This window comes from Streptomyces sp. NPDC052225 (assembly GCF_040679615.1).
Lineage (GTDB): Bacteria > Actinomycetota > Actinomycetes > Streptomycetales > Streptomycetaceae > Streptomyces.
Window position 1 is genome coordinate 431,428 of the sequence record NZ_JBFAVD010000001.1, and the last position, 13,465, is coordinate 444,892.

Here is a 13,465-nt window from a genome sequence, read left to right on the forward strand (position 1 = left end):
CGCCGTGTGGTGTTCCTCGCAGTAAGGGGACCCCCTTCGGATCCCGACAGCCAGTACGACATAATGCTTGTGAATGTGAACGCGTTCACAAGCGTGTCCCGGTTCCTCCCGGGATTTGTGGGATTAAAGGGGCAAACTGCCGCTGTGACCGCGGCGATGTAAGGAGAGACGCAGTGGACCTGGCTCTGGCGCCGGAGACCCTGGCGCGATGGCAGTTCGGCATCACCACCGTCTACCACTTCCTGTTCGTCCCTCTGACGATCTCGCTCGCGGCGCTGACCGCCGGGTTGCAGACCGCCTGGGTGCGCACAGAGAAGGAGAAGTACCTCAGAGCCACCAAGTTCTGGGGGAAGCTGTTCCTGATCAATATCGCGATGGGTGTCGTCACCGGCATCGTGCAGGAGTTCCAGTTCGGCATGAACTGGTCGGACTACTCCCGCTTCGTCGGTGACATCTTCGGGGCGCCGCTGGCCTTCGAGGCACTGATCGCGTTCTTCTTCGAGTCCACCTTCATCGGACTGTGGATCTTCGGCTGGGACAAGCTGCCGAAGAAGATCCACTTGGCCTGCATCTGGATGGTGTCGATCGGCACGATCCTGTCGGCGTACTTCATCCTGGCCGCCAACTCCTGGATGCAGCACCCGGTCGGCTACAGGTACAACAAGGCGAACGGACGGGCCGAACTCACCGACTTCTGGCACGTGCTGACGCAGAACACGGCGCTCACGCAGGCGTTCCACACGCTGTCCGCCTCGTTCCTGACCGGCGGCGCGTTCATGGTCGGCATCGCGGCGTTCCACCTGGCCCGCAAGAAGCACATCGCGACGATGCGGTCGTCGCTGCGGCTGGGGCTGATCACCGTCGTCATCGCGGGTCTGCTCACCGCGATCAGCGGCGACCAGCTCGGCAAGGTCATGTTCAAGCAGCAGCCGATGAAGATGGCGGCGGCCGAGGCGCTGTGGGACGGCCAGAACTCCGCCCCGTTCTCGATCTTCGCCTACGGCGACGTGAGCAAGGGCCACAACACCGTCGAGCTGTCGATCCCCGGGATACTGTCCTTCCTCGCCGACGACAACTTCCACTCGTACGTCCCCGGCATCAACGACACCAACAAGGCCGAGCAGGAGAAGTACGGGCCGGGCGACTACCGGCCGATCATCCCCGTCACCTTCTGGGCGTTCCGCTGGATGATCGGCTTCGGGATGGCTTCCTTCGGCATCGGGCTGCTCGGGCTCTGGCTCACCCGCAAGAAGTTCATGCTGCCGCAGGCCATGCGGACGGGTGAGGACGAAGTGCCGAACCTGGTGCTCTTCAAGAAGAAGGCCCTCAGCCCGAAGTTCACGAAGCTCTACTGGATCGTGGCGCTGTGGACCGTCGGTTTCCCGCTGATCGCCAACTCCTGGGGCTGGATCTTCACCGAGATGGGCCGTCAGCCGTGGGTCGTCTACGGAGTTCTGCAGACCCGCGACGCCGTCTCCCCCAGCGTCTCGCAGGGCGAGGTCCTCACCTCGATGACCGTCTTCACCCTGCTGTACGCCGTGCTCGCCGTCATCGAGGTCAAGCTGCTCGTGAAGTACATCAAGGCCGGGCCGCCCGAGCTCACCGACGACGATCTCAACCCGCCCACCAAGATCGGCGGAGACCGTGACGCCGACAAGCCGATGGCCTTCTCCTACTGAGGCCCAGGGAGCTGACGAGTCATGGAACTTCACGACGTCTGGTTCGTACTCATCGCGGTCCTCTGGATCGGCTACTTCTTCCTGGAGGGCTTCGACTTCGGAGTCGGCATCCTCACCAAGCTGCTGGCCCGTGACCGCACCGAGCGCCGTGTCCTGATCAACACGATCGGGCCGGTCTGGGACGGCAACGAGGTCTGGCTGCTGACGGCCGGCGGTGCGACCTTCGCCGCGTTCCCCGAGTGGTACGCGACGCTCTTCTCCGGCTTCTACCTGCCGCTGCTGATCATCCTGGTCTGCCTCATCATCCGGGGCGTCGCCTTCGAGTACCGGGCGAAGCGGCCGGAGGAGAAGTGGCAGACCAACTGGGAACACGCGATCTTCTGGACCTCGTTGATCCCGGCGCTGCTGTGGGGTGTGGCCTTCGGCAACATCGTGCACGGCGTCAAGATCGACAAGAACTTCGAGTACGTCGGCACCTTCTGGGACCTGCTCAACCCGTACGCGATCCTGGGCGGCCTGGTCACCCTGACGCTGTTCACCTTCCACGGCGCGGTGTTCTCCTCGCTCAAGACGGTGGGCGACATCCGGGTGCGGGCCCGGAAGCTGGCGCTGACGCTCGGTCTGGTGACCGCGGTGCTCGCGCTCGGCTTCCTGATCTGGACCCAGATCGACAGCGGGGACGGCTGGTCGCTCATCGCGATGATCGTGGCCGTGGTCGCGCTCGTCGGGGCGATCGGAGCCATCAAGGTGGGACGTGAGGGCTGGTCGTTCGCCCTGTCCGGCATCACGATCGCGTCGGCTGTCGCGATGCTCTTCCTGTCGCTGTTCCCCGACGTCATGCCGTCGTCGCTGAACCCGGACTGGAGCCTCACGGTCTCCAACGCCTCGTCGAGCCCGTACACCCTGAAGATCATGACCTGGTGCGCCGGGATCGCGACGCCGATCGTGCTGCTCTACCAGTCGTGGACCTATTGGGTGTTCCGCAAGCGGATCGGCACGCAGCACATCGCCGACGCCGCGCACTGAGTCCCTTGGATCAACCCGCCTGATGTGAGGGTGTGTTTCACGTGAAACCGATCGACCAGCGTCTGCTCCGGTACGCCCGGGCCACCCGCCTCTTCCTGATCGCGGTGGTGCTCCTCGGCGCCGCCGGGGCGGGCCTGGTCATCGCCCAGGCGATGCTGATCGCCGAGGTGGTGGTCGGCGCCTTCCAGCACGGCTCGGACGTGGCTCAACTGCGCACACCGCTGCTGCTGTTGGCGGTCGTCGCGGTCGGGCGCGCACTGGTCTCCTGGCTCACGGAGATGGCCGCGCACCGGGCGAGCGCGGCGGTCAAGTCGGAGCTGCGCGGGCGGCTCCTGGAGCGGGCCGCGCAGCTCGGTCCCGGCTGGCTGAGCGGGCAGCGCACCGGATCGCTGGTGGCGCTCGCGACGCGCGGCGTGGACGCGCTCGACGACTACTTCTCGCGCTATCTGCCGCAGTTGGGGCTCGCGGCGGTGGTCCCGGTGGCGGTGCTCGCCCGCGTCGTCACCGAGGACTGGGTGTCGGCGGCGATCATCGTCGGCACGCTGCCCCTCATCCCGATCTTCATGATCCTCATCGGCTGGGCCACCCAGTCCCGGATGGACCGTCAGTGGCGTCTTCTCTCCCGGCTCTCGGGGCACTTCCTGGACGTGGTCGCGGGCCTGCCCACGCTGAAGGTGTTCGGCCGCGCCAAGGCGCAGGCCGAGTCCATCCGGAAGATCACCGGTGAGTACCGCAGGGCGACGGTGCGCACCCTGCGGATCGCCTTCCTGTCGTCGTTCGCCCTCGAACTGCTCGCCACGCTCTCGGTCGCGCTCGTCGCCGTCACCATCGGCATGCGGCTCGTCCACGGCGAGATGGACCTCTACGTAGGCCTGGTCATCCTCGTTCTCGCGCCCGAGGCGTATCTGCCGCTGCGGCAGGTCGGGGCGCAGTACCACGCGGCGGCCGAGGGCCTCGCGGCGGCGGAGGAGATCTTCGCCGTCCTGGAGACGCCGCTGCCCGAGCAGGGCTCCGGGGAGGTCCCGGCCGCAGGCGGTCTGCGCTTCGACGGGGTCCGCGTCCGCTACGAAGGGCGCGACGAGGACGCCGTCTCCGGAGTCTCCTTCGATGTCGCCGAAGGGGAGACCGTCGCCCTTGTCGGGCCGAGCGGCGTCGGAAAGTCGACGCTTCTTAGTGCCCTGCTGGGTTTTGTGCGACCTAGTAGTGGGCGGGTTCTCGTCGGCGGCAAGGATGTCGCCGAGATGGCGCGGGAGGCGTGGCACGCGCGTGTGGCGTGGGTCCCGCAGCGGCCGCAGCTGTACGCCGGGTCCATCGCGGACAACGTACGGCTCGCGCGGCCGGACGCGGACGACGCCGCGGTGCGGGACGCGCTGCGCGAGGCGGGCGCGCTGGAATTCGTCGAGGCGCTGCCCGAGGGCGCGCGGACCGAACTCGGTGAGGACGGGGCCGGGCTCTCGGCCGGACAGCGGCAACGGCTCGCTCTCGCGCGGGCGTTCCTCGCCGACCGGCCCGTCGTGCTGCTCGACGAGCCGACGGCCGCGCTCGACGGCGCGACCGAGGCGGGCATCGTCGAGGCGGTCCGCAGGCTCGCCGTGGGCCGGACCGTGCTCCTTGTCGTGCACCGGCCTGCGCTGCTCGCCGTGGCCGACCGTGTGGTGCGCCTGGAGACGCCGGGGACCGGACACCTGCCGCGGGCGGCCGCCGCTGCGACCGGCATCCCGGAGCAGCCCCGCCCCGCGTCGGACGAGGCGCCTTCGCCGGAGCGGGAGCTGCCCGTGACCCGGCGGCGCCACGTGCTCGCCCGGCTCCGGGAAGCGGCCCGCCCGCGCCGGTCGCGGCTCGCGCTCGCCCTGCTGCTCGGGGCGCTGGCCCTCGGCAGCTCCGTCGGCCTGATGGCGACATCGGGGTGGCTGATCTCGCGGGCCTCGCAACAGCCGCCCGTGCTCTACCTGATGGTCGCGGTGACGGCCACGCGCGCGTTCGGCATCGGCCGCGCCTGCTTCCGGTACGCCGAGCGGCTCGTGTCGCACGACGCGGTGCTGCGCATGCTGGCCGACACCCGGGTCGCCGTCTACCGGCGCCTGGAGCGGCTCGCGCCCGCCGGACTGCGGGCCCACCGGCGCGGCGACCTGCTGTCCCGGCTCGTCGCCGACGTGGACGCCCTCCAGGACTACTGGCTGCGCTGGCTGCTGCCCGCGTCGGTCGCCGCACTTGTGGGCGCGGGTTCCGTGGCGTTCACCGCATGGATGCTGCCCGCGGCCGGTGCCGTGCTCGCCGCGGGCCTGCTGCTCGCCGGAGTCGGGGTGCCGCTGCTGTCCGGCGCCGTGGCCCGCCGCGCGGAACGACGGCTGGCCCCCGCGCGCGGGGTGCTCGCCACCCGGGCGGCCGAACTGCTCACCGGCACCGCCGAACTGACGGTCGCCGGCGCCCTTCCGCACCGTACGAAGCAGGCCGCCGAGGCCGATTCCGTGCTGACGCGGATCGCCTCCCGCGCCGCCTCCGCCACCGCGCTCGGCGACGGCCTCACCGCCCTGATCACCGGTCTGACGGTGGCGGGCGCCGCCCTCGTCGGCATCCAGGGCGTGCGCGCCGGACAGCTCGACGGGGTCGCCATGGCGGTCGTCGTCCTCACCCCGCTCGCCGCGTTCGAGGCCGTGCTCGGGCTGCCGCTGGCCGTGCAGTACCGGCAGCGGGTCCACAAGAGCGCCGAGCGGGTCTACGAGGTCCTCGACGCCCCCGAACCCGTGCACGAGCCCGCGAACCCCGCGCAGACGCCGCAGGACCCCTTCCCGCTCGTCGTGCGCGACCTGACGGCCCGGTACGGGGGCCAGGCGCGGGACGCGCTCGCCGGGGTCGGTCTGACGCTGGAGAGCGGCCGTCGGGTCGCCGTCGTGGGCCCGTCCGGAGCCGGCAAGACGACCCTCGCCCAAGTGCTGCTGCGCTTCCTCGACGCGGACGCCGGGACGTACACGCTCGGCGGCACCGACGCGTACGCCCTCGAAAGCGACGACGTACGCCGCGTCGTCGGACTGTGCGCCCAGGACGCGCACCTCTTCGACAGCAGCGTCCGCGAGAACCTGCTGCTCGCCAAGAAGGACGCCACCGAGGACGAACTGCGGTCCGTGCTCGGCCGCGTACGTCTTCTGGAGTGGGCGGACGCGCTGCCCGACGGGCTCGACACCCTGGTGGGCGAGCACGCCGCGCGGCTGTCCGGCGGGCAGCGCCAGCGGCTCGCGCTGGCCCGCGCGCTGCTCGCGGACTTCCCCGTCCTCGTTCTCGACGAGCCCGCCGAGCACCTGGACCTGGAGACGGCCGACGCGCTCACCGCCGACCTGCTGGACGCGACCCGGGGGCGGACGACCGTGCTGATCACGCACCGTCTGGCCGGTCTCGACGCGGTGGACGAGGTGCTCGTGCTCGACGGCGGGCGGGTCGTGCAGCGCGGCACGTACGCCGAGCTCGCCGCCGTCGACGGGCCGCTGCGCGAGCTGCGGGAGCGCGAGGACGCGTCGGAGCTCCTGGCCGGTGCGGGGGCGGGCAGGTGAGCGCGGGCCGTCCGCGCCGCCGAGCCCGACTTTCCTCGCTAAATAGGACTAACTAGGCTCAGGGCATGGCAGCACCTCCGGACCCAGGCGCCCCGTCCCCCGCCGAGCCCACCGCGAACTCCGTGGAGGCGGCGACCCGGGCCACGCGCAGCCTTCAGGGGCTGTCCACCGAGCTGACCGCGCGGGTGCCGCAGCTCCTGGAGGCGATGCGGTCCGTGGGCACCGGTCTGGAGCTGCACTCCACGCTGGACCGGATCTGCGAGACCGCCGCCGAGCTGGCGGACGCCAAGTATGCGGCGATCGGCGTCGTCGACGAGGACGGCGACGGGCTCTCCGACTTCGTCTACCACGGGGTCGACGACGCGACCGCGCGGCTCATCGGACGGCTGCCCGACGGGCACCGCGGCCTGCTCGGCGCCCTGATCCACGACCCCACACCGGTCCGCCTGGCCGACCTCTCGCAGGACCCGCGCTCGTGCGGATTTCCTGCGCATCATCCCCCGATGCGGACGTTTCTGGGCGTCCCCATCCGCGTACAGGGCGAGATCTTCGGAAACCTGTACCTCACGGAGAAGCACGACGGCGGCGAGTTCAACGACTACGACCTGAACATGGTCCGGGTCCTCGCCACGGAGGCCGGCATCGCGATCGGCAACGCGCGGCTCTACGAAGCGGCCAAGCAGCGCGAGCGGTGGATCGACGGGTCCGTGGCGGTGACCACCGCGCTGCTGTCCGGCGGCGACGCCGACGACGCGCTCCAGGTGGTCGCCGAACAGGCCCGCCAGCTGTCGGACTCGGCGGCGGGGATAGTGCTGCTGCCCGCGGCCGAGGGCGGCATGGAGATCGTCGCCGTGGCGTCGGACCAGCCGTCGACCGCGCTCGGCGTGATCGTGCCGCCGGAGAGCGAGATCGTCTCCGAACTGCTCGACGGGCAGGCCGTGTTCATCGACGACGCGGCCACCGATCCGCGCGTGCTGACCGATCTCGCGCGGGACTACGGCCCCGCCATGATGCTGCCCCTCCAGAGCGACGGGCGCGTCCTGGGGACGCTGGTCACGCCTCGCGCGCGCGGGGCACGGCCTTTCACGGAGGTGGAGCGCACGCTCGCCACCCAGTTCGCGTCGCAGGCCGCGCTCGCGCTGATGATGGCCGAGGCGCAGCGCGACCGGGAGCGGCTCGCCGTCTTCGAGGACCGCGACCGGATCGCACGTGACCTGCACGACCTCGTCATCCAGCGGCTCTTCGCGACCGGGATGATGCTGGAGGGGGCCCAGCGGCGGTCCGTGGTGCCCGAGGTCCAGGCCGGCATCGGCAAGTCCGTCGACGAGCTGGACGTCACCATCCAGGAGATCCGCACCGCCATCTTCGCCCTCCAGCAGGGGCCCGCGGAGGCGCCGTCGGGGCTGCGCACGCGCGTGCTGCGGGAGATCAACATGGCCGCGGTGCCGCTCGGCTTCAAGCCCTCGCACCGCTTCCTCGGCCCCGTCGACACGGTCGTCGGCGAGCTCACCGGGAAGAACCTCATCGCGGCGCTCAGAGAGGCCCTCTCGAACGCGTTCCGGCACGCGCAGGCCGCGCACATCGACGTCGTCGTGGACGCGACCGTGATCCTGCCCGACGGGCAGCAGGGCGTGCGTCTGACGGTCGCCGACGACGGCGTGGGCATCCCGGAGGGCGGCCGGCGCAGCGGTCTTAAGAACCTCAAGCGCCGGGCCGAGTCGCTCGGCGGCGACAGCTGGTACGGGCCGGGGCTCGGCGACGACGGGGGCGGCACCACGGTGGTGTGGCAGGCGCCTTACTGAGCCCGGCCGCCGTCAACCCGGCTCTACCAGTTCGGCGGTACGTTTCTGCGCCGTACGGGGCAAGGGTTCCCCCGCCCGTACGAGTCCCGCAGGAGGGTGACCGCGCGGCGGGCAACGATCCGAGACATGCGCCAACGCCCCCGCTCGCGCGGCTCCCTCGTCGTCCCGGCGCTGCTGTGCGCGCTCATCGCCCTCGGCGGCCCGCCCACGCTCTCCCAGGGCGCGGAGGGTTCCGAGGGCCCCGAGGCAAGTGCGGAGGTGGCGCGCCTCTTTGAGGAGGCGTCAACGGCTACGCAGCACTACGAAGAGGGGCGCAGAGCCGCCGTGCTGCAGAAGGCGAAGGCGCAGCGGATGGAGCGCCTGCTGGAGCGGGAGCGCCGCGAGATCGCCGTGCTCCACAACGACCTCGGACGCATCGCCCGCGCCCAGTACCGCAACGGCGGCGACATCCCGCTGACCGCGCAGATGCTGCTCGCCGACGACCCCGAAGAGCTGATGCACGGTCAACGGGCCGTCTGGCAGGCAGATCTGGCGCTCAACAACGCTGTGGACAAGAGCCGCCGCGCCGAGAAGAAGCTGCAAGAAGGGCAGCGCAAGGCGACGGCCGCATGGCACTCCCTGCAAGAGCGCAACGGGCAGCTCGCCGCGCTCAAGCAGAGCATCGCGAGCAAGCTCGAAGAGGCGCGGTGGAAGCTCCAGGGCGAGGCGGACAGCTCGGTGGCGGCGGGCCAGTGCCGCGGTGCGGTACGCCTGGAACAGCCGGAGTTCCGCGCCACGCGCGCGTGGGTGCCCCCGGTGGAGACGTACGAGCTGTCCGCCGGCTTCGACAGCGCGGGCGAGCGCTGGGCGCACCGGCACACCGGGCAGGACTTCGCCGTCGCCATCGGCACCCCGGTGCGCGCGGCGGGCGCCGGACGCGTCGTCAGCGTGTCCTGCGGCGGCGGCTTCGGCATCGAGGTCGTGGTGGAGCACCCGGGCGGCTACTACACGCAGTACGCGCATCTGGCGGCCGTCACGGTCGACCAGGGTCAGAAGGTGGGGGCAGGGCAGTGGCTCGGGCAGTCGGGGACCACCGGCAACTCGACGGGGCCGCACCTGCACTTCGAGGTGCGGCTGACGCCGTATCTGGGGTCGGGTGTCGACCCGGTCAAGTGGTTCGCCGAGCGGGGCGTGCGGCTTTAAGCGACCCGTTGCGTGGCCGGCTTCAAGCGACGTGGTCCGGCGGGACCTGTCGGGCGGCGAGGATGTCCTCGATGACGAGGGCCACGCCGTCCTCGTTGTTGGTCGCCGTACGGCCCGTCGCCGCGGTCAGCACCGCGGGGTGCGCGTTTCCCATCGCATAGGAGGTGCCCGCCCAGGCGAGCATCTCCATGTCGTTGGGCATGTCCCCGAAGGCGACGACCTCCGTGGGGGAGATGCCCCGCTCCAGACAGCACAGTTCGAGGGTGCTCGCCTTGGAGACGGCGCGGCCGCTGATCTCCAGGAGCGCGCTCGGGCTGGAGCGCGTGATGGCCGCGATCTCGCCGACCGCGTCGCGCGCGAGAGCCAGGAACGTGTCGGGTCCGAGGTCCGGGTGGTAGGCGAGGAGCTTGAGCACCGGCTGGTCCGCGACGGCCGACCCCTCGAAGTCCGCGGTGAGCAGCTTCTCGGCGGGGGCGACGCTCTCCCCGGCTTCGAGGTGCAGCGGCGGATACGTCGGCTCGTGGTGCAGGCCGCCGGTCCGCTCGACGGCGAACGAGGTGCCCGGCGCGGCCGCGCGCAGGATCCGTACGACATCGAGAGCGTCCGCGACCGGCAGCTCCCGGACCTTGACGAAGCGATGCCGGCCGGGGCCCCCGTGCAGGTCGACCACGGCGGCGCCGTTGCCGCAGATGGCCAGGCCGTGGCCGTGCACATGGTCGCTGACGACATCCATCCAGCGGGCCGGGCGCCCCGTCACGAAGAAGACCTCGATGCCGGCCTCCTCGGCGGCGGCGAGCGCGGCGACCGTACGAGGAGAAACGGTTTTGTCGTCGTGCAGCAGCGTGCCGTCCAGGTCCGTGGCGATCAGCCGGGGCGCGGGGACGGTGGGGGCCGAGGTCCGGGGCCCGGGAGTCGGTGAGGTCACCGCTCCATGGTCGCGCATATGCGTGCACGGGCGTGCGGCGGGGCGCGCAGATGAGTACGTTCCTGACGCACGCGCCCCGCCGGTTGTGCGCCGGTGGCGCCCCGGGCTCAGCCGAGCTGGGCGAGCGCCTCCGTGGCGATCGCCTCGAAGACCTTCTGGTCGGCCGCGAAGGCCGTGTCGGCGATCGGCCAGTGCACCACGATCTCGGTGAAGCCCAGGTCGCGGTGGGTGCCGGCGAAGTCGACGAAGGCGTCGACGGACTCCAGCGGACGGCCCCGGTCCGGGGTGAACCCGGTGAGCAGGATCTTGTCGAGTCCGGCGGCGTCACGGCCGATGGCGTCGCACGCCGCGGTCAGCTTCTCGACCTGTCCGCGAATGGCTTGAACTGATTCCTCGGGGGTGCCCGATTCGTACAGCTTGGGGTCGCCTGTGGTGACCCAGGCCTGTCCCTGGCGCGCGGCGAGCTTCAGACCGCGCGGCCCGGTCGCGGCCACCGCGAAGGGCAGCCGGGGCCGCTGGAGGCAGCCCGGGATGTTCTGCGCGCCGCCCGCCGAGTAGAACGTGCCGTCCGAGGAGACCGTGTCCTCGGTGAGCAGCCGGTCGAGCAGGCCCACGAACTCGGCGAACCGGTCGGCCCGTTCCCGCGGCGTCCACGGCTCCTGCCCGCTGGGCGCGAGAGCCGTCGCGTCGAAGCCGGTGCCGCCCGCACCGATGCCGAGGGTGATCCGGCCACCGGAGATGTCGTCGAGCGAGATCAACTCCTTGGCGAGCGTGACCGGGTGGCGGAAGTTGGGCGAGGTCACCAGGGTGCCCAGGCGCAGCCGCTCGGTGACGCCGGCCGCGGCGGTCAGCGTCGGCACCGCCCCGAACCACGGCCCGTCCCGGAACGGGACGCGCCAGGACAGGTGGTCGTACGTATAACCCGTGTGAAAGCCCAGCTCGTCGGCGCGCGTCCAGGTGTCGCGGGCGCCCTCGCGCCAGCGACGGTAGGGCAGGATCACGGTGCTCAGGCGGAGCGGGGGCTGGGTCGTGGGGGCCTTGTCGGTCATGGGTGTGAGCGTATGCGGCGCGACGGGCGGCCGCGCGGGCCGGGACCCCGGCCGCACGGCTCAGCGCACGTGCCGGCTGAGCCAGGGCGTGAGCTGGATCATCGGCAGGAACTCCTTGTACGTACGGTCGCCGGGCAGCGGCACGATCAGCCGGTAGCCGGGCGGGAACAGCTTTCCGCTCACGGACGCGAGGCCGCTGTAGCAGGACCGCAGGAAGGCGGGCACCTCGTCGCGCGGTACGTCGTGGAACTCGACGCCCTCGACGGTGATCAGGGCGTCGTCCTCGGGGAAGAGCCGCACGGTGATCCGCGGTGAGCCGCCCAGATCCACGTAGGCCTCGTGGGGCAGGGAACCGTCGGGGTCGGTGGTCCTGCCGACGTCGGCCGTGGTGCGGCGGGAGGTCCGGTCCGCCCCGATGTCGTGATCGACCTCGATCTCCAGGTTGAACTCGCGGGCGATCCCGCGCAGGGCGGCGACGGCTGCCTCGGTGGTGGGCAGATGCGGGTGGTCCATACCAACCGATCATGCCGCAGGTGGTCGGCGTCCCGGTCTGTCAGCTGGAAAATCGCAGGTAACGCGGGGGGACGGCGGCGGTGAGCCAGACCCCGTTGGCGCTCACGCGGAACGTGTGGCCCGCGCGGTGCATCGCGCCCGCGTCGACCGGTAGCACCACGGGTCGGCCGCGCCGGGCGCCGACACGGGTGGCGGTCTCGCGGTCCGCGGACAGGTGGACGTCGTGCCGGGCCATGGGGCGCAGGCCTTCGGCGCGGATCGCGTCCAGGAAGCGGGCGACGGTGCCGTGGTACAGGTACGCGGGCGGTTCGGCGGGGGCCAGCCCCAGGTCGACGGCGATCGTGTGGCCCTGATTGGCCCGGATCCGGGTGCCGTCGATGCTGAAGCGCCGTTTGTCGTTCTCGGCGACGACGCGGGCCAGTTCGTCCCGCGCGATCGGGAAGCGGTGCGCGGCGCACGCGGCCAGCAGGTCGTCGATCTCCACCCAGCCCGCCTCGTCGAGGGTCAGCCCGATGCGGTCCGGTTGATGCCGCAGATGCTTCGAGAGGTACTTCGACACCTTGACGGTGCGCCGCTCGCTTTCTTGCTCGCCTTCTTGCTCGCTCTCTTGCTCATTCATGGCGACCAGAGTGCCCGGCACGTCGTCCGGCGTGCACGCAGTTTTCTTCCGCTCCGAACGCCTCGCATGTTTGATCCACAGCCAAGTGCGGTTATCCACAGGGGAATTGGCGATTCTGTGGACAACTCCCAGACAATAAGCCCTATTTGGCCAAGTAGAGTTTATTTGCTGTGGTTTGTCGCCAGTGAGTCCAATGTCCGTGCCTGGACCTCGCGTTCGGCAGCCGCGGTGATGAACGCCGACACGTTCTCCGGCCCAACCAGCGCGCGTACGGCCCGCATTGTCCCCATCGGCACGGTGACGGACTGCGGCTCGTCCTCGGGCGGGAGTGCCGGTCCCTCGGCGAGATGGCGGTGCAGGTGCCGGGTCGCGAACAGGCGCATGGCGCGCGCCAGTTCGGCGTCCACCGACTGCTGGGCGAGCGGCCGCAGGCGCCGTACGAGCGCGGCGGCTTCGGCCGCTTCCGCGTCGGTCGGCGGCTGCGGGCCGAGATAGCGAGCGAAGACGTGCTCGGTCGTGAACTCCAGGAAACGGGCCGCTATATGTTCGATCTGGCCACGCAACTCTCTTACATGCGCGGAAATTGCGGGGAGCGGAACGCCGGCCGCGTGCAACTCGGCTGCGACGGCGAGCTCTTGAGGACTCGGCACCAGGAACTCGCCCTCGCGCCCGGGGACGCGCTCCAGGATGCCCAGCTCGATCGCGTCCTGCACGGCCACCTCGTCGGGGTCGCCGCCGAACATCACGTCCAGCTCGGTACGGGTGATGCGCCCGGCCCGCTCGTCCGTCCACGGCCCGTCCACCTCGGCGACGAGACCCAGTACGCCACCGAGCCCGCGGCCCGCGTCCCACGCCTCCAGGAGCTCCTTGATGGACGCCAGCGTGTAGCCGCGGTCGAGCAGATCGGCGATCTGGCGCAGCCGGGACAGATGCGTGTCCGTGTACACGTTGGCCCGGCCGCGGCGCTCGGGGCGCGGCAGCAGCCCGCGGTCCTGATAGGCGCGGATCGTACGGACCGTGGCGCCGCTGTGGTGGGCCAGGTCCTCGATGCGGTACTCGGCGGCCGACTGCACCGATCGCTCCGTCACAGCTGCACCCCTTGATCGTCCCTGGTCACGCGACCCT

The 13,465-nt window shown here is 70.9% G+C and carries 10 protein-coding genes; 5 read left to right on the forward strand and 5 right to left on the reverse strand.

What is annotated here, in order from left to right; genetic code table 11:
- Window positions 1-173 precede the first annotated feature (173 nt).
- The 5 genes from AB0L37_RS02150 to AB0L37_RS02170 all read left to right on the forward strand — a co-directional run bounded on the left by AB0L37_RS02150 (window position 174) and on the right by AB0L37_RS02170 (window position 9,234).
- Entirely contained in the window at window positions 174-1,679 is a 1,506-nt protein-coding gene (locus tag AB0L37_RS02150) for a cytochrome ubiquinol oxidase subunit I (protein ID WP_365498665.1), read from the forward strand.
- Between the two features lie 21 nt (window positions 1,680-1,700).
- Window positions 1,701-2,705, forward strand: coding sequence for a cytochrome d ubiquinol oxidase subunit II (cydB, locus tag AB0L37_RS02155; RefSeq protein ID WP_365498668.1), 1,005 nt, complete (start codon window positions 1,701-1,703; stop codon window positions 2,703-2,705).
- A 41-nt stretch (window positions 2,706-2,746) separates the two neighbouring features.
- On the forward strand, window positions 2,747-6,250 hold the full coding sequence (gene cydD, locus AB0L37_RS02160) for a thiol reductant ABC exporter subunit CydD (protein WP_365498671.1): 3,504 nt from the start codon (window positions 2,747-2,749) through the stop codon (window positions 6,248-6,250).
- Between the two features lie 65 nt (window positions 6,251-6,315).
- Entirely contained in the window at window positions 6,316-8,052 is a 1,737-nt protein-coding gene (locus tag AB0L37_RS02165; RefSeq protein ID WP_365498674.1) for a GAF domain-containing protein, read from the forward strand.
- 126 nt (window positions 8,053-8,178) lie between these two features.
- Window positions 8,179-9,234, forward strand: a complete 1,056-nt coding sequence (locus AB0L37_RS02170; protein ID WP_365498677.1) for a M23 family metallopeptidase — start codon at window positions 8,179-8,181, stop codon at window positions 9,232-9,234.
- Window positions 9,235-9,256: 22 nt separating this feature from the next.
- Here AB0L37_RS02170 and AB0L37_RS02175 read toward each other — a convergent pair whose 3' ends face one another.
- From AB0L37_RS02175 to AB0L37_RS02195, 5 genes are all read right to left on the reverse strand, one after another.
- Window positions 9,257-10,177 carry an HAD hydrolase family protein gene (locus AB0L37_RS02175; RefSeq protein WP_365498680.1) on the reverse strand — a complete coding sequence of 307 codons (921 nt, stop codon included), beginning with the start codon at window positions 10,175-10,177 and terminating at the stop codon, window positions 9,257-9,259.
- Window positions 10,178-10,266: 89 nt separating this feature from the next.
- Window positions 10,267-11,208, reverse strand: coding sequence for an LLM class flavin-dependent oxidoreductase (locus tag AB0L37_RS02180; protein ID WP_365498683.1), 942 nt, complete (start codon window positions 11,206-11,208; stop codon window positions 10,267-10,269).
- A 60-nt stretch (window positions 11,209-11,268) separates the two neighbouring features.
- Entirely contained in the window at window positions 11,269-11,721 is a 453-nt protein-coding gene (locus tag AB0L37_RS02185; RefSeq protein WP_365498686.1) for a hypothetical protein, read from the reverse strand.
- 40 nt (window positions 11,722-11,761) lie between these two features.
- On the reverse strand, window positions 11,762-12,340 hold the full coding sequence (locus AB0L37_RS02190) for an RNA 2'-phosphotransferase (protein WP_365498689.1): 579 nt from the start codon (window positions 12,338-12,340) through the stop codon (window positions 11,762-11,764).
- Window positions 12,341-12,501: 161 nt separating this feature from the next.
- Window positions 12,502-13,428 (reverse strand): MerR family transcriptional regulator, encoded by a 927-nt coding sequence (locus AB0L37_RS02195; protein WP_365498692.1) that lies wholly within the window; start codon window positions 13,426-13,428, stop codon window positions 12,502-12,504.
- Window positions 13,429-13,465 lie beyond the last annotated feature (37 nt).

Coding starts and splice junctions, on each gene's coding strand:
- cydB (WP_365498668.1), top strand. CDS start 1,701: ATGGAACTTCACGACGTCTGGTTCGTACTCATCGCGGTCCTCTGGATC.
- AB0L37_RS02165 (WP_365498674.1), top strand. CDS start 6,316: ATGGCAGCACCTCCGGACCCAGGCGCCCCGTCCCCCGCCGAGCCCACC.
- AB0L37_RS02170 (WP_365498677.1), top strand. CDS start 8,179: ATGCGCCAACGCCCCCGCTCGCGCGGCTCCCTCGTCGTCCCGGCGCTG.
- AB0L37_RS02175 (WP_365498680.1), bottom strand. CDS start 10,177: ATGCGCGACCATGGAGCGGTGACCTCACCGACTCCCGGGCCCCGGACC.
- AB0L37_RS02180 (WP_365498683.1), bottom strand. CDS start 11,208: ATGACCGACAAGGCCCCCACGACCCAGCCCCCGCTCCGCCTGAGCACC.
- AB0L37_RS02185 (WP_365498686.1), bottom strand. CDS start 11,721: ATGGACCACCCGCATCTGCCCACCACCGAGGCAGCCGTCGCCGCCCTG.
- AB0L37_RS02190 (WP_365498689.1), bottom strand. CDS start 12,340: ATGAATGAGCAAGAGAGCGAGCAAGAAGGCGAGCAAGAAAGCGAGCGG.